Genomic DNA, 14,951 nt, shown 5'->3' on the forward strand with positions numbered 1-14,951 from the left:
CCGCCCGGGGCGTTGGTCCCCGGCTTCGACCTGGCCAGCAACGACATCGTCCGGGCCTTTCCTATGCGCCAGCGGTGATGCTGCTGCGTTCCGCGATGGCGTCCTTGAGCTGCGGCACGATGGTGAACAGGTCCCCGACGATGCCAAAGTCGGCGATGTCGAAGATCGGGGCGTCGGCATCCTTGTTGATCGCCACGATCCGCTTGGCCGTCTGCATGCCGGCCAGGTGCTGGATGGCACCGGAGATGCCCACCGCGACGTACAGCTCGGGAGAAACGCTGACCCCGGTCTGCCCGACCTGGTGGCTGTGCGGGACGTATCCTGAGTCCACCGCCGCGCGGGAGGCTCCCAGGCCCGCACCCAGCGCATCGGCCAGGTCCTCCACCAGGGCGAAGTTGTCCTTGGAGGCCAGTCCGCGACCGCCGGAAACCACGATCCTTGCGGCAAGCAGTTCCGGGCGAGCGGACCCGGTGGCAATCGCCGTGCGCGATTCGACCACGGCGGATGCGGTGGTGGATACGTCCAAGGCCACGAGGTTGACCACGGGATCCAGCACGGCATCGAGCGGTTCGGCGCCGGTGGATCCCACGGTGACCAAAGCCGTGCCGGCACCGATCGATGACTCCGTGAGGTAGTTTCCGCCGAAGACCGAGTGTGAGGCAACGATGTATCCCTCGCGCGTGGAAAGTTCGAGCGCTTCAAGGACCACGGGGTTCTTGGTGCGCATCGACAAGCGGCCGACGACCTCACGGGCGGGCGCACTGTTCGAGGCCAGGACGGCGACCGGAGCGTATCTTTCCATGGCCGCGGCCAGCGCCGCCACGGAACATGCTTCCACGTGGGAATCGGCCTCGGCGGTCTCGGCGATGAACACCTCGCCCGCTCCCATGGTTGCCAGATCGGCCACCAGGGGTCGGCTGTTGCCGGGGAGCGCTGCGACCACGGCCACCGGGGTTCCCAGGTTCGCGGCCAGCGCCAGCAGGTGGGCAGCGTTCGGGCGCGGGGAGCCGTTTTCCGCCAGTTCGATGTTTACCAGGATGTGGGTCATGTCGAATCTTCCTTAGATCAGGTTCTCGGCGACGAGGTAGGCGGCCAGTTGCGAGGCGGCCTGCCCGTCATCAACGATTTTGGTTCCTGCGGTGCGGGCGGGTCGACGGGAGGAGCTCAGCACCAGGTTTCCCTTGCCCGCATCGTGGGCGGCGAGTCCCAGGTCGCTGGCTGAGCGCAGGGCCACCGGCTTGCGCTTGGCCCCCAGAATGCCCTTGAACTTCGGGAACCTCGCTTCCCCGCTGGCCTCGGTGACCGAGACCACCGCCGGGGTGGTTGCCCGCAGCGTCGTCGTGCCCCGGCCATCCGAGCGCCGGCCGCGCACGGTGCCCCCGGCAACGTCCAGGGAGTCCAGTGGGCCCAGAAACGGCAGTCCGAGCGCCTCGGCGATCATCGCCGGCACCACGCCTCCGCGTCCGTCGGTGGATTCGTTGCCGGCGATGACCAAATCGCATCCGGCATCCTGCAGTGCCGCAGCCAGCGCCTTGGCGGTGTCCAACGCGTCGGACCCGGCGAGCGACTCGTCGCTGACGTGGATCGCCGAATCAGCGCCCATTGACAGGGCCTTGCGCAGCGCCTCGGCCGCGGCGGCCGGACCCATGGTGACGGCCACGATCTCCACGGATTTGTCGGCGTCCTTGTGCTTCAAGGCCGCCTCGAGGGCGCGTTCGGTGATCTCGTCGGCGATCCGGTCGCTGGCCGTCCGGTCCGCCCAGCCGTTGGAGTCCAGATGGCGGTCGTTCTCGGTGCAGGGCACCTGCTTGATCAGCACTGCAATCTTCATGGTTGGCTCGTTCCTTGGTTGTTGAAGGTGTCGATGGGGTGGCAATCCACCCCGGGTTTCCGGTCCGCGCGGCTAGGGCGCGCCGGTCTCCGGGATGATCCGCGGCGGCAGCCACAACCCCCGTGCCCGGGCCACCACGGATCCACCGGCACGGATTTCTCCGAGGACCCAAATCTTGCGCCCGTCAACGTGCTCCACCCGGGCCGAGATTTCCAGCTCCTCAAAGAGCGGCACCGCATGGTCGTAGTCAACGGTCAAGGATCTGGTGAAGATCAATGTCCCGATCGTTCCGGCCGCGTAGCCCATGATGTGGTCCAACAGCGCGGCCACAAATCCGCCGTGGACCCGGCCGGGAGGGCCCTGGTAGGCCAAGCCGAGCGTCGTGGTGGTGCACGCGGTATTGTCGTCGGCCACCCTGAGCTTCACCGGCGGTGCGATGGGGTTCAAGACGCCGGAAATCGGTGAACGGTCCCGGTAGCTGTCCTTGCGCGGTCCGCGGCGATCGGCCATCGGGTCTCCGGCCATGGCCTCCACCGGCTGGATATGTTCAGCGAGCAGTTCCAGCACCGATTCCAGCCGCCGGGCCAGTTCCGGCGCGACGGGTGTGTCCTCCGGAAGCCTGACCATGGCATCGAGCAGCTTCCGGGCGTGCCCGGCCGCCGCGACCAGGGACCGGCGGTTGTGTTCGGTGTCCGCCTGGTCCGCCGTTGCCGACGGCCACGCCACCGGCCTAGTTGTCATTGCCCAGGATCAGCGCGCTGGTCGGGACCCCGGTGCCGGCGGTGACCAGCACGTTGCGGGCATTGGGCACCTGGTTGACGGCGGTGCCGCGGATCTGCCGCACGCCCTCGGCGATGCCGTTCATGCCGTGGATGTAGGCCTCGCCCAGCTGCCCGCCATTGGTGTTGATCGGCAGGCGTCCGCCCAGTTCGATCGCCCCGTTCTTGATGAAGTCCTTCGCTTCTCCCGGGGCGCAGAAGCCGAATTCCTCCAGCTGCGCCAGCACGAACGGGGTGAAGTGGTCGTAGAGCACCGCGGTGTCGATGTCCGCGGGTCGCAGCCCGGTGTCGTTCCACAGCTGGCGGGCCACGTTGCCCATTTCCGGCAATGCCCGGTCGCCGTCCTTGCGGTAGTAGCTCACCATGGTGTGCTGGTCGTAGGCAGCCCCCTGGGCGGCGGCCTTGATGGACACCGCCTGACCGGGCAGGTCCTTGGCGCGTTCCGGGGTGGTGATGACGAAGGCCTGGCCACCGTCGGATTCCTGGCAGCAGTCCAGCAGATGCAGCGGATCGGCGATCCACCGCGAGGCCTGGTGGTCCTCCAGGGTGATCGGCTTGCCGTAGAACCAGGCCTTGGGGTTGGTGGCAGCGTGCTTGCGGTCGGCCACGGCGATGCGGCCGAAGTCCTCGGATGTGGCACCGGTCAGGTGCATGTAGCGCTGGGCGAACATGCCCACCCAGGAGGCCGGGGTCATCAGGCCGAAGGGCAGTGTCCAGGCGTAGGCGGCGGCGCGGGCGTCCGGGGCCATGCCCGCGGTGCTCATGGCCGCCCCGAAACGGGCGCCGGAGCGTTCGTTGAAGGCGCGGTAGCAGACCACGGTCTTGGCCACGCCGGTGGCCACGGCCATCGCCGCGTGCAGGATGGTGCCGGCGGCGGCGCCTCCCCCGTAGTCCACGTGGCTGAAGAAGTTCAGCTCCTTGCAACCCAGGCCGCGGGCGACCTCGATGGCGGGGTTGGTGTCCATGGAATAGGTCACCATGCCGTCCACGTCGTGCGGGTTGACCCCGGCGTCGCGGCAGGCGGCCAGCGAGGCCTCCTGGGCCAGCTGCAGCTCGGAGCGGCCGGAGTTCTTGGAGAACTCGGTGGCGCCGATGCCCACGATGACTGCCTTGTTCAGCAGGTTGCTCATGCCGATTCCCCTTTCGATGGGATCACGATGTCTACGGTGCCGGTGACGTGCGGGCCCAGGGAATTGGTGCCGATGACCTTGACGGTGAGGTTCTGGCCCTGGACGGATTCGACGGTGCCGGTGAAGACCATTTCGTCGCCCGGGAAGTTGGTGGCGCCCAGGCGGATGTTGATCCGGCCCACGCGGGCGGCCGGGCCCGCCCATTGCCCCACGTAGCGGTTGACCAGGGCATTGGTGGTCAGGATGTTCATGAAAACGTTCTTGGTTCCCGCGGCCTCGGCCACGTCCTTGTCGTGGTGGACCTTTTGGAAGTCCCGGGTGGCAATCGCCCCTGTGACGATCAGCGTGGCTGTGATCGGGATCCGCAGCTCGGGCAGCTGATCCCCCGCGGCGATCGTCTCCGGGCCGGTGGGGGCGATGGCGGATGTATCGGTGCTCATGAGTGGCCTCCTTCCGGGCGTGCCACGGGCAGCACCAGGTCCGCGTCCATGCGTTCGACGGTGATGGACACCGCCATGCCGATCACCACGTCCTCGCGCTCAACGTCTTCGAGGTTCATGACCACGCGCGGGCCCTCCTCAAGCTCCACGACGGCCACGATGTAGCCCGGCTCGAACGGCGGGACGATGGGGTGGTAGAGCACCACATAGCTGTGCACGATGCCGCGCCCGCCCATGGTCTTCGGTGCCCAGTGGACGGAATGGCACTCCGGGCACATCGGAACCGGCGGGTGGCGCAGCTCGTTGCAGTCGCTGCACTGCTGGATGGCCAGCTCGCCCCGCTCGGTGAGGGCCTCGAAGAAGAAGGCGTTGTCCAGGTTGATCGCCGGGCGCGGGCGCAGGGCCTCGCTCTTGGCCGGGGCGTTGTCCTCGGCCAGTGTCGCTGACAGGGTCTCGGTCATTAGGAGTTCCTCTTTTCCGGGTTGTACCAAAGGGTGCGGAAGCGCATGGTGCCCACGCGTTCCCCGGCCTGGTCGGTGTAGGTGGTCAGGGTGGTGATGAAGTAGCCCTCGCCCAGGCCCGTCTGCTTGGGTCCCACGAAGGTCTCCACCTTCTCGGTGGCCGTGAGCAGGTCCCCGGGCACCAGGTAGCGGTCGTATTCCTGGTCGCAGTTCACCGCCACGACCTTCGGGTACCCGGACTCGGCCAGGATCCCGTAGGCGTGGTCCACGTCGGATTCGATCACCGGGTCCGAGGGGTTGATCATGTTCCAGACCTGCAGGGCCGAGGGTGGGGCGACCACGTCCGGGTGGCCGGCCGCCCGGGCGGCCGCGGGGTCCAGGTGGATCGGGTTTTTCTCCCCCATGGCCTCGCACAGGTGGTGGATCATCGGCCGGTTGACCGCATCGCGGGCCACGGAGACCCTTTCGCGTCCGGCGGCGATGATCTCGCCGATCCTTGCGCTTGGATCGTTGCTCATACTGTCTCCTTGATGGGGGTTTCCGCGGGCCGCAGCGGCAAGAGATGCGCCCGGCCGTTCTCCTGGAACATTGCCTCCAGGGTTTGCACGGCGCGTTCATCGAGTTTCTCGAAGTGCAGGGCGCGGCCCGGGCGGTGGTAGACGTTCTCGTTCACCAGCCACGCGTCCCTGCGCAGCCGCGGCTTGTTGATCTTCTGTGTGGCCGTCACCGGCACGTCCTTGACCACGCTGAGGAACCGGGGGGCCCACTTGGTGCCCAGATCCGGTTGCGCCTCGAGGAAGGCGGTGAAGGCGGCCGGATCGAAACTCCCGGGATCGGGGACCTGCAAGGTGGCCATGACCTGGTCTCCGGTTCTGGCGTCGGGGACCGGGTAGACCGCCGCCAGCAGGGCACCCGGGTAGCGCGAGAGCACGCGTTCCACGGGTGCGGCGGAGAAGTTTTCACTGTCCACGCGCAACCTGTCGGAGGTGCGGCCGGCGAAGTAGAAGAACCCTTCCGCGTCGCGGTAACCCAAATCGCCGGTCAGGAACGCGTTGCCGCGGATGCGCTCGGCGACCGCCTCGGGGTTCTTGTAGTACCCCTCGAAAAGGGGAGCCCCGCTGAGGTTCGCCAGTTCCCCGATCGCTTCCCCGGCGTTGAGGATGCGCCCCGAGTCGTCCAGGACGGCAGGCGGGCACTCTTCCATCGTTTCGGGGTTCACCACCGCAGCATCCATGCCCTCGGGTGGCAGGCCGAGGGAACCCTGGGGGGTTTCCGGGGTGCGGCGCAAGGTCAGCCCGCCCTCGCTGGCGCCGTAGTTTTCGGTGGGCCAGATGCCGAAGCGGCGGTGGAACTCGGCCAGGTCCAGGTCCGAGGCCTCGGTGCCGAAGCAGGACTCCAGGTTGGTCCGGTTTTCCTGGTTTTTCTCGGGCTGGGCCAGGATGTAGGACAGCGAGCGTCCCACGTAGTTGAAGTAGGTGACCTTGTAGCGCATCAAATCCGGCACAAAGCCGGACGCCGAGAACTTGCGGGCCAACGCGAAGGCGCCGCCGGTGTACAGCGGGTTGGCCCAGCAGGCGAAGATGCCGTTGCCGTGGAACAGCGGCATCGAGTTGTAGCTGACATCGTTGCCGCCCAGGCCCATGTGGCGGAATTCCGCGGTGCGGTAGAGCCGCCCGGTCGTGCAGATCACCGCCTTCGGGTCTCCCGTGGACCCCGAGGTGAACAGCAGCAGCAGTGCGGTGGCCGGATCCCCGGCGGCGGCGATGTCCGGGCGCGGGGCGTTGCGGTGCCTGTCGAGCTGCGCGGCGTACTGCGGGGTTTCGATGCGCAGGATCTTGCGTTCCTCGACCCCGGGTTCCACGCCGCTGAACAGGGATTCCAGTTCCCCGCTGGTGACCAGGATCTCGCAATCGGTGTACGTGATGTCGCGGACCAGTTCCTCGCCGCGGCGTGTCAGGTTGATCCCCACCACGGTCGCGCCGGCATAGGCGGCACCCCCGATGGCGAAGATGTATTCCGGGTCGTTCTCCAGCATCACGCCCACGTGGAACGGCTTGCCTTCCTCGTGCAGCGAGAGCATCAGGTGGGCCCGGACCCTGCATTCGGCCACCACCTCGGCCCAGGTCCAGATGCGGCCCTCGAAAAGCAGCCCGGGGCGATCGTCCTCGGCCCTGCGGTCCAGCAGGTCCCTGGTGGTGTGGTCTTTTGTCGTTTCGACGTCCGTGTTCATGACTGGTCCTTAAGGGCGAGGGTGGTTTCCCGGGATTCGGATTCCTGTGCGTGCGGGGCCCGTGTCGGTGGAATGAAGTAGACAACGACAATGGTCAGCACGCAGGTGGCGATGAGCACGCCCACGACGAGGAAGAACCCGGAGAGCGAGACGTACGTTTTCTCGCCCGCGAGAACGGGAGAGAATGCGAGCATCAGGCCCACGACCGAGGCGGCAACCGCTTGGAAGGCGGTGCGGGTCACCGCGTTGACCCCGGTGGCGGTGCTGGTCTGCTCGGGAAGGACGCACTCGACGATGACCGTCGGCATGCCGGAGTAGAGGAACCCGGTGCCGAAGATGACCACCACCAAACCGGAGATCACCACGGGGAGCTGGCCCGGGGCGAGGCAGACGATGAGCAGGCCCACGATGGTCAGCAGCGAGCCGATCATCAGCCCGATGCGGGCACCGAAGCGTGCGGAGATCCTTCCGATCAGCGGCGAGATGCAGAAGGCCGCGGCGGCGGTGATGAATCCCAGCAGGCCCGTCATGGTGGCGCTGAGTCCCAGTCCGATGGGCAGATCCAGCACGCTGCCATCCGCCATCACCACGCTGCCGGGATTGCGGTAGATCGTGACGGACAGGATGTTCATGGTCCCGATCGGCCCGACGGCGATCAGCGCGGTGGCCAGCATGCCCAGGGCGAACTTGCGCTGCCCGAACATCCGCACGTTGATCATCGGCTCCTCGGTGCGCAATTCCCAGGCGACCCACAACACCAGGCCGGCCAGGCCACCGAGCAAAAATGCGAGCACCCAGAAGTCGCTCCAGCCGCGGCTCTTGCTCAGCGTCAGCCCGTAAAGAGCTGCGGCAATGGCCGCTCCGAAGACCAGGCCGCCGAAGTAGTCGACCTTGCCGGAGCGGGCCAATGTTTGCCGTGGCTCGCGGGCAATGCCGAAGTGCACCAGGGCCGCGGCAAGGGTTGCGAAGACCGCCGCGGTCCAGAAGATGTAGTGCCAGCTGGCGTAGTCCAGGAACAGGCCTCCGCCGAGCATGCCGCCGGCACCGGCGATAAGCGCCGAGGTGCTGACGACGGCGATGCCCATGCTGATCTTGGCCGCCGGGAAGGTGGCACGGACCATGCCGATGGCCAGGGGCAGCACCGCCCCGGAGACACCCTGCACCGCACGTCCGGCAACCAGCACGCCGAAACTCGGGGCCAGGGCGCTGATGACCGAGCCGATGGCGGAGAGCAGCAGGATGGCGACCAGGACCTTGCGCCGGCCGAACTGGTCGCCCAGCCGGCCGACGAATCCGGTGGCCAGCGCGGCGACCAGCGAGTACGCGGTGATCACCCACACGAGCTTGGACAGATCGGTGGTGAAGAAGTCTCCCGGCGTGTAGAGCAGCTGGACCGCCATGGAGGTCTCGAACGCGGCAACCACCTCGGCGATCACCAGGATGGTGAGAACGGTGCCGACGCTGCGGCCGGCCAGCGGCGAAGGGCCGGCGGACAGCGGGGCGGTCATGATCCCTCCAGCGGGAGAATCACGTTGGCCAGTTCCTCGGCAACCTGTCCGGCGGAGCCCCACAGCACGTCCAGTTCGCGGACCCAGATAAAGAAGCGGTGGATGTGGTTGTCCAGGTCCGCGCCCATGCCGCCGTGCAGATGCTGGGTTGCGTGGACCACGCGGAAGCCGCCCTCGCGGGCGCACCAGGAAGCGGTGAACGCGGCGAGTTCCCCCTCCCCGTCGTTGTCCAGCTGCCAGGCGGCATCGATGGCGGTCAGCCAGGTGACCTCGGAATCGATGTGTGCATCGGCGGCGCGCATGGCCACGCCCTGGTTGGTGGAAATCGGCCGACCGAACTGCCGGCGTTCGGAGGTGTAGGCGGCGGTGCGGCGGACCGCTTCGGCACAGGCGCCGGCCGTGAGGGCGGCTGCCGCGGTGAGCAGGCGCGGGCGGATCCAGGCGGCGACCTCCCCGGCGGGGCGGTCCGCGCCGAGCAGGTCTTCGCGCGCCACGGCGACGTTGGCCAATGCCAGCGCCGCATGTTGTTGCTTGGAAAGTCCCGTGAACGGGTCCAGGACGATTCCGGCGCGGTCGGCCTCCACCAGGGCAACCATGTCACCGGCGTCGGTGTGGAACTGGAGCATCAGGTGGGTTGAGCTCGGCACCAGGTAGCCGAAGTCGATGGTTCCGTCCAGCACCCAGCCGTCCCCGGCCCGCACGGCGTTGATGCGCCGGCGCACCTCGGGCAACACGAGTCCCACCCGCGCGGTCCCGGCACCGATGCTATCCAGTACTCCGCGTCCACCGCCAAATTCGGCCAGCGCCAACGCGGCCACGGCAGTGGTCGTGAAAGGGATGCGGCCCAGGTGGCGGCCTTGCTCGCGGGCGACCAGGGCCAGACCCACCATGCCCAGGCCTGGTTCGTCCGGGCCCGCGGGAAGCAGGGCCTCGAGCAGGCCCGCCTCGGCGATTTGCCCCCAGAGGACGGGATCGAAGGCTTCCCCGGTCTTCTCCGAGGCCACCTGCCGTTCGTCTCCGCTGAGATGCGAGAAGATTTGGGCCGCGAGGTCCGCGACCGCCTGCTCGTCCTCCCCCAGGGTGAATTCCATGTTGGGGGCCTGCAGGGTCTGTTGAATACCGGGAGTGCTCATCGTGCCTTCCTTGCCATTCCGAGGGTGGTCCAGGCGACAATCTCGCGCTGGACTTCGGCAACGCCGCCGCCGAAGGTGTTGATCTGGGCGCCCAGGTTCATCAGGGCCAGGCGCCCGGTGTCGAAGCGCCAGGGCCCGTCGGTGATGCGCGAGGCACCGGTGCCGACGACCTCCAGCAAGGAGCGGTAGACATCGACAACGGTCTCGGTGGCGAAGACCTTGGCCGCGGAGGCTGACCCCGGATCGAGATCGCCGCGGGCGGTGGTTTCCACAAGCTTCCAGTTCATCAGGCGCATGGCGCGCAGCCGTGCGGTCGAGGTGGCCATCAGCTGGCGCACCCACGGTTCGGCGCGCAACGGCGTGCCGGCGGCGGTTCTCTGTTCACCGACCCATGCGTGGACATCCTCGAGCAGCCCCTCGCAGATGCCGCTGAAGGCGGCCAGGCCGACCCGTTCGTGGTTCAACTGGGTGGTGATCAATTGCCAGCCTTCGTTCTCCTTGCCGACCACGTTGCCGACGGGCACACGAATGTCGTCGTAGTACGTGGCGGTGGTGCTGAACCCGCCGACCGTGTGGATCGGGGTGGCGGAGAACCCCGGTGCCGAGGTCGGGACCAGGATCAGTGAAATGCCCTGGTGCTTGGGTGCATCCGGGTCGGTGCGTGCGGCCAGCCAGATCCAGTCGGCACCGTCGCCGCCGGAGGTGAAGACCTTGCTGCCGTTGATGACGTACTCGTCTCCGTCGCGCACCGCACGGGTCGTCAGGGACGCGAGGTCGGTGCCGGCCTCGGATTCGGTGTAGCCAATCGAGAAGATGCATTCGCCGGCCAGGATCCGTGGAAGAAAGTAGTCCTTCTGCTCCTGGGTTCCGTGGCTCATGATGGTGGGGCCCACGGTGGTCATGGTGATCATCGGGATCGGTGCGTCGGCTCGGTAGGCCTCGTCATAGAACACGAACTGTGCGTCGGGACCGAGGCCCTGGCCTCCGTATTCCACGGGCCAACCGATGCCGAGCCAGCCGTCGCGGCCCATCCGGGCCTGGGTCGCGGCGAGGACCGGGCCTCCGGCCTCTCCCTCTTCACGCAACCCGGCCCGCACTTCATCGGTCAGGAGATTGGCGAAGTAGGAACGAAGCTCCTCGCGGAGATTCTCGATCTCCGGGGAAGAACGTAGGTGCATTACGTTGCCTTTCGTCGTTGAACAGGCGTTGGCCGTCGGCGACGGCTAGGTGTGACCGAGATTACTTGCCGGTCGGCAAGTAAGCAAGGTCTTGATTCGGGTCCGCATTTAAGCAAGGGGTGGCGGCGATTGCACGGCACAACGGTGTCCCCTCGACGACGGGGGCCCAAGATGGACTTCTCGTCCGCAGAAAAATGAGAAATTATTTCCAATAAAAAATGGTTCGGATTTTTTAGCGATTTATACGCGTGGTAAGCGGCTGCACGCAGGTTTGAATTCACGGTGGCATGCACTGCCGACAGAAACGGGCCGGGAGGAAAGGGCACCCGACTGGCATCCGTCACATACCGATGGATGCCGAAAATAGAGGCTGGGCGACAGCGAATCCATGAATCCAAGAGTTGGGTGCGGTGATTCAAATGAAGATATTTATTTTATAGATACCGCAAATTTTCCGTTCCATAAACGTATGCCCATTACACACGAATACATGGAGAAATGGTCGCCCTGAAGTTTCCAGTTGACCGGTGGTTGAGACCGTCATTCAGCGAAGGCAGGGACCAGCAGCGCTGAGACGAAGCGTCCATGGTCGGTGGAGGGGTTCGCATATGGGCAAAATAACGCCCAAGAAGTCCGGGTGATACCGCGGCCCAACACGGCGCACGGCATGGCTTGGCACATGACCGCGGCACTCAAGGCAGAGCAGCGCGGCCCTGGATGCCGAACACCACGGGCATCCTCCCGCAGCGAGACACACTTGCAGAGGGCGATCTCCCACGGTCGTGGAGTTACGCTTCTAGGGACTCGCGGACGAAACCGTAGACAATCTCGCGCCGACGCTCAGGGGTCATGCCCTGGACCACGGAACGATCTTTTTCAAACACGATCTCGCGGTGCATGACGTCCATGAGGAGTATTGCCCGCACCTGCTCTTCATCACTCATGCCGGGGAGCATAGCCAGCTCGATGGTGCGTTTCCGGTGCCACTGGATTCTTGTCAAGATTTCCTCGGGCATCCATGCCTGGTTTGCGCCAATTGACAGAACCGCGACCGCCCGGGCGTTGGACAGCAGCAGCTCCGAGTATGCGAACAGGAATTTCCACCGCTCGTCGGCGTTGGGAAATCGCTCCGGGGTGTCCGCCAAGAGTGTGTCAACCTCATCCAGTAGCGGATCGAGTATTCCACTGAGGATGTCGGCTTTGCTCTTGAAATGGTAGTAGAGCGCAGCTTTCGTGAACTCGAGCCTTGAGGCAATCAAACTCAGCGGCGTACCGGGGTAACCGTGCTCCACGAAGAGGTCCGCCGCAATGTCCAGGATCTTTTCCCGCGTCGATAGGTTTCCGCTGGTCCGCTTTCTCTTCACGTTGCCATATCCTATGCCCTAGAGGTTGTTCCCGATCATAACTGGTGGCACAGGGAACCAGCGAAACACGCAGGTGCCGGCGTCCAATTGTCCTGGCCCATGAATCGGCCGCCGGATGCGGGTTCCCGGGCGGCAAGGGAGGAAGTTACCGCCTGCAATGAGCGTGCCGAACCGGGGCCATGCCGCCCGCAACGTTGCGACCCCGGGCTTTGGTTGCTTGCAGCGTCACTAGGCACACGTATCGCTCCCTGGAAACAAGAACGGTCCCGTCTCGCAAGACGCCCAAGCACCTTGCGAGACGAGACCAATCGCGACGGCAGCACTCCGGAGCCGGCTGTTTCATTCTTGGCGGTTGGATTACCGGATGAACCGCCGCTGTTCTAGAAATCGCGAGAATCGCCGGAGGACCGACGGGTTTGGAAAACCTCGTCATATTCCATGACAGTCAACGCGGCAATCTGAACGGCTTCAATCAGCGCCGTGCTTGCCGGGCGGACAACCATGCGCTGGCCGGCGCTCTCTTCGTCAACGATTCGCACATAACCGTCGAGGTAGGGCAGTACGTCAACCGCGTCGACACCCGAATCCCCAAATCCGTTGCAGACAATCCCCATCAATGAGGATGCGTCCACTTCTCGCAGGGCAGAGGACCAGAGGAACGCAGCGACGGCTTCAAGCGCCGCACGTGGGGACTCAGTCCTTTCGGTGCCATCCAGGGCTTCCCGAACCAGGACCGCCCTGGGGTCAAGCAACTGGCGAATGATCCCGGGTCGATAGAACTCGTTGGATGGGCCTATAAGGCTCCCGAACCGTGCGGCCAGCAAGTGAGATTGAGAGAAATTCTCCGGATCGAGCAGGTCAGGCAACATTGGAATCTCCTTCTTATCTTGTCGAAATACTGATCACGCATCGGAACATCGGCCACCGCTTCTTGGCTCCGCCTCCGCCAAGGATTCCGGGAGAGAGGCACAAACCCAACGTTTGGACGTGCGTGGACCGAAAAGCGTACTTTGGGAATAACGGCTTCCGTCATCAATGGCGCAACCACGGCACATTCACAGGCAACGAGTTGCTTGCACGTGCACTCGGCCGCTGTTGAGACGACGGAATTCTTCCAGATTTCCTTTACGAATTCCTTGATCTAGTCAGCCTGAACGAGGGATCCGGCAATACATGTGAGCGGGATTTCACCTGGTGTCCTGCTTTCGCCGGCGCCACACCGCATAATCCCATGGACGGATAACACCACCGCCGGTTTCCTAATATTCGCCATCACCATCTCCTCACTGTCACCAGAACCTGAACTGCGAAGGGACACTCCGTCATACTGTCGGAGCAACGAACCAGCTGGCCGGGCAAGCCCGACCTTTTCTGTACATGGATACTACACAAGAGAATGAAAGGTACGCAGAAAAGAACCCGCATTCCTGCCTCAGCGAAATATCGACCAGCTGACACCAGCTTTCGCCGAAATTTGCCCGAGCGGTGCACCGGTGGCCTTCTTAGCAGGCAGTGCCGTGGCAGGATTTGTCACGCCCATGAGGCTGGGTCGTGGTTGGTCACGAAACGATGGGTCGGCGCTTTTGGCCGGATCGTCGTTCCCGCACCTGGGGGCGACGGGTGAGCGGAAAGTCGGCACGCCAATCGATCGAACTGCCCTGTACAGGCCCGTTCCGGCAGAGCCTGGCGCTGGGCGCGCAAGCCCTTCTGTGGCAACGCAATACCCATTGGTCGAGGCGCGGCAACGATCCCGGAGGGCGACGATCATGGTTGTAGTAGGCGGTGGCTGCGTCCGTCCTGGGCTTCGCTGAAGGGATCATCATTCGGTTCGTCCCTGGCCGCGACGGAGGCGGCCGCCTCGGTCTGGGCGAGGCGCTCGGCATGGCGGATAATCCGCTCCTGCACCCGTCCGTCAGAGTGATGCACAAGTCGTGAAACAGCTTTTCGCTCACGTAGCCCGGTCCGTAAGCCCATTGCGGCCGCATCCGGCGCTAGGGCGGTGTGCGTGGTGACGGGCTCCAGGCAGCCGACCACTCGGCGGGAGAAAACACCCGGCAAAAACGCTGCATAGATGAGCCGGAAACAATTTGATGTACTTCGCATATGCGCCCCACAGGTGGTTCGATACCGGCGCGGTGGACTGCCTGTTGGCCAGGCTTCCCCCAGGGGCCCTGGCACGGCGCATCAACCGACCGACGGCGCGCACCGCGCCACGGCGGATGTCCTCCGGGATGCCCAGCAACGAGCCGAACCAATGCAGGCCCTTCCATCCTCAGGTTTCTCTTGGGCACCTGTCACGGGGCGGAATGCTCGCCGACGCAGCGCGCCTGGAGACATCTCAGGTCCTTCCAAGATCGTCGTCACTTCGCGGGGTCAGCTTAATCCATCAATCCCGGGACGATCCACTGCCTGTTCCCCCTTCGACCTGCCGTGCGATGGGGTCTCGTGCCTGTGGCAGGTCGCGGTCCCGGTGGCGGAGCTTGATGATCGCCGCAGCGACTTGCGGTGCCCCTCCCCTGTGAACGACGTGGGGTTGGCCTGGGACCTCCACGAACCGGGCATCCGGCGCGGTTCCGGCCAGGTGCACGCACCAGGTGCGCCGTGAGACGGGGTCCTTGCCGCCTCGAATCACGAGCACCGGTCGGGCAACCAGGGGGAGGCGTTCGTGGAGTCGGTACCGGAGCATTAACGACAATTCGGTGAGATATGGCTCTAATATTTCAAAATCGGTCATCCCCGCACCTCAGATTTTGTAATCAAACACCCGCGAACGAACATGCGCTTCAAACGAGGTCACCGTAGATTCAAAATCGTTACGCTGCACGTTACTGATCGCGTTCTTCGCATCATTCCAGACATGCTCGATCGGATTATGATCCGGCGCATAGGGCGGAAAA

The 14,951-nt window shown here is 65.1% G+C and carries 14 protein-coding genes; all 14 read right to left on the minus strand.

Features of this window, described 5'->3' with window-relative positions:
• Positions 1-61: 61 nt before the first annotated feature.
• Positions 62-1,048, minus strand: a complete 987-nt coding sequence (locus DQ353_RS18400; RefSeq protein WP_113764642.1) for an electron transfer flavoprotein subunit alpha/FixB family protein — start codon at positions 1,046-1,048, stop codon at positions 62-64.
• A gap of 12 nt (positions 1,049-1,060) precedes the next feature.
• On the minus strand, positions 1,061-1,831 hold the full coding sequence (locus DQ353_RS18405; RefSeq protein WP_113764643.1) for an electron transfer flavoprotein subunit beta/FixA family protein: 771 nt from the start codon (positions 1,829-1,831) through the stop codon (positions 1,061-1,063).
• A 72-nt stretch (positions 1,832-1,903) separates the two neighbouring features.
• Entirely contained in the window at positions 1,904-2,572 is a 669-nt protein-coding gene (locus DQ353_RS18410) for a PaaI family thioesterase (RefSeq protein ID WP_113764644.1), read from the minus strand.
• Positions 2,562-3,740: a lipid-transfer protein gene (locus tag DQ353_RS18415; RefSeq protein WP_113764645.1), complete on the minus strand. Its 1,179-nt coding sequence runs from the start codon at positions 3,738-3,740 to the stop codon at positions 2,562-2,564. Before DQ353_RS18415 ends, DQ353_RS18410 begins: the two co-directional genes overlap by 11 nt.
• The gene (locus DQ353_RS18420; protein WP_113764646.1) at positions 3,737-4,180 is read right to left on the minus strand and encodes a MaoC/PaaZ C-terminal domain-containing protein; all 444 of its coding nucleotides are present in this window, start codon (positions 4,178-4,180) and stop codon (positions 3,737-3,739) included. The genes DQ353_RS18415 and DQ353_RS18420 overlap by 4 nt, the downstream gene beginning before the upstream one ends.
• Positions 4,177-4,641, minus strand: a complete 465-nt coding sequence (locus DQ353_RS18425) for a Zn-ribbon domain-containing OB-fold protein (protein ID WP_113764647.1) — start codon at positions 4,639-4,641, stop codon at positions 4,177-4,179. Before DQ353_RS18425 ends, DQ353_RS18420 begins: the two co-directional genes overlap by 4 nt.
• A complete protein-coding gene (locus DQ353_RS18430; protein ID WP_113764648.1) occupies positions 4,641-5,159 on the minus strand; it encodes an FAS1-like dehydratase domain-containing protein in 519 nt (172 codons plus the stop codon). The genes DQ353_RS18425 and DQ353_RS18430 overlap by 1 nt, the downstream gene beginning before the upstream one ends.
• Positions 5,156-6,871 carry an AMP-binding protein gene (locus DQ353_RS18435; RefSeq protein WP_113764649.1) on the minus strand — a complete coding sequence of 572 codons (1,716 nt, stop codon included), beginning with the start codon at positions 6,869-6,871 and terminating at the stop codon, positions 5,156-5,158. Before DQ353_RS18435 ends, DQ353_RS18430 begins: the two co-directional genes overlap by 4 nt.
• Complete coding sequence (locus DQ353_RS18440) at positions 6,868-8,379, minus strand: MFS transporter (RefSeq protein ID WP_113764650.1); 1,512 nt, start codon at positions 8,377-8,379, stop codon at positions 6,868-6,870. The genes DQ353_RS18435 and DQ353_RS18440 overlap by 4 nt, the downstream gene beginning before the upstream one ends.
• A complete protein-coding gene (locus tag DQ353_RS18445) occupies positions 8,376-9,512 on the minus strand; it encodes an acyl-CoA dehydrogenase family protein (RefSeq protein ID WP_113764651.1) in 1,137 nt (378 codons plus the stop codon). Before DQ353_RS18445 ends, DQ353_RS18440 begins: the two co-directional genes overlap by 4 nt.
• A complete protein-coding gene (locus tag DQ353_RS18450; protein WP_113764652.1) occupies positions 9,509-10,690 on the minus strand; it encodes an acyl-CoA dehydrogenase family protein in 1,182 nt (393 codons plus the stop codon). The genes DQ353_RS18445 and DQ353_RS18450 overlap by 4 nt, the downstream gene beginning before the upstream one ends.
• Positions 10,691-11,478: 788 nt before the next feature.
• A complete protein-coding gene (locus tag DQ353_RS18455; RefSeq protein WP_113764653.1) occupies positions 11,479-12,054 on the minus strand; it encodes a TetR/AcrR family transcriptional regulator in 576 nt (191 codons plus the stop codon).
• A 380-nt stretch (positions 12,055-12,434) separates the two neighbouring features.
• The gene (locus DQ353_RS18460) at positions 12,435-12,923 is read right to left on the minus strand and encodes a hypothetical protein (RefSeq protein WP_113764654.1); all 489 of its coding nucleotides are present in this window, start codon (positions 12,921-12,923) and stop codon (positions 12,435-12,437) included.
• A gap of 1,874 nt (positions 12,924-14,797) precedes the next feature.
• On the minus strand, positions 14,798-14,951 hold a 154-nt coding region (locus DQ353_RS18465), incomplete at its 5' end, for a transposase (protein WP_181578266.1).

Origin of the sequence: Arthrobacter sp. AQ5-05, assembly GCF_003287975.1 — a bacterium.
Taxonomy (GTDB): Bacteria; Actinomycetota; Actinomycetes; order Actinomycetales; family Micrococcaceae; genus Paeniglutamicibacter.

What these genes read in the sequence shown, in the direction of transcription:
- DQ353_RS18460 (WP_113764654.1), bottom strand. Translation starts at nt 12,923, where the DNA reads ATGTTGCCTGACCTGCTCGATCCGGAGAATTTCTCTCAATCTCACTTG.
- DQ353_RS18420 (WP_113764646.1), bottom strand. Translation starts at nt 4,180, where the DNA reads ATGAGCACCGATACATCCGCCATCGCCCCCACCGGCCCGGAGACGATC.
- DQ353_RS18435 (WP_113764649.1), bottom strand. Translation starts at nt 6,871, where the DNA reads ATGAACACGGACGTCGAAACGACAAAAGACCACACCACCAGGGACCTG.
- DQ353_RS18405 (WP_113764643.1), bottom strand. Translation starts at nt 1,831, where the DNA reads ATGAAGATTGCAGTGCTGATCAAGCAGGTGCCCTGCACCGAGAACGAC.
- DQ353_RS18415 (WP_113764645.1), bottom strand. Translation starts at nt 3,740, where the DNA reads ATGAGCAACCTGCTGAACAAGGCAGTCATCGTGGGCATCGGCGCCACC.
- DQ353_RS18445 (WP_113764651.1), bottom strand. Translation starts at nt 9,512, where the DNA reads ATGAGCACTCCCGGTATTCAACAGACCCTGCAGGCCCCCAACATGGAA.
- DQ353_RS18430 (WP_113764648.1), bottom strand. Translation starts at nt 5,159, where the DNA reads ATGAGCAACGATCCAAGCGCAAGGATCGGCGAGATCATCGCCGCCGGA.
- DQ353_RS18450 (WP_113764652.1), bottom strand. Translation starts at nt 10,690, where the DNA reads ATGCACCTACGTTCTTCCCCGGAGATCGAGAATCTCCGCGAGGAGCTT.
- DQ353_RS18400 (WP_113764642.1), bottom strand. Translation starts at nt 1,048, where the DNA reads ATGACCCACATCCTGGTAAACATCGAACTGGCGGAAAACGGCTCCCCG.
- DQ353_RS18410 (WP_113764644.1), bottom strand. Translation starts at nt 2,572, where the DNA reads ATGACAACTAGGCCGGTGGCGTGGCCGTCGGCAACGGCGGACCAGGCG.
- DQ353_RS18425 (WP_113764647.1), bottom strand. Translation starts at nt 4,641, where the DNA reads ATGACCGAGACCCTGTCAGCGACACTGGCCGAGGACAACGCCCCGGCC.
- DQ353_RS18440 (WP_113764650.1), bottom strand. Translation starts at nt 8,379, where the DNA reads ATGACCGCCCCGCTGTCCGCCGGCCCTTCGCCGCTGGCCGGCCGCAGC.